This window comes from Phytoactinopolyspora endophytica, from assembly GCF_004138495.1.
Classification (GTDB): domain Bacteria; phylum Actinomycetota; class Actinomycetes; order Jiangellales; family Jiangellaceae; genus Phytoactinopolyspora; species Phytoactinopolyspora endophytica.
In genome coordinates this window covers 195,477-195,684 of record NZ_ML142858.1, presented here as the reverse complement: position 1 = coordinate 195,684, position 208 = coordinate 195,477, and the positions used below count along the sequence as shown (strand labels likewise).

Below are 208 nucleotides of genomic sequence, written 5' to 3'. Positions count from 1 at the left end.
GCGGGCGCGGATCGCGCGCCGGTAGCGGGCGTTGATCGACTCGATCGCGTTCGTCGAGCAGATCACCCGACGGATCTCCACGTCGTAGTCGAGGAACGGCACAAAGTCGGACCAGGCGTTCTCCCACAACCTGACGATCGCCGGGTACTGCTGGCCCCATGTGGCCGCGAACTCGCCCCAGCGTTCTTTCGCTGCAGCCTCCGAGGGG

The 208-nt window shown here is 66.8% G+C and carries 1 protein-coding gene; it reads right to left on the bottom strand.

The genetic code is table 11. The features are described 5' to 3' along the window. Nucleotides 1–208: transposase (locus tag ELR45_RS38500; protein WP_205856918.1), on the bottom strand; the 208-nt coding region annotated here is incomplete at both ends.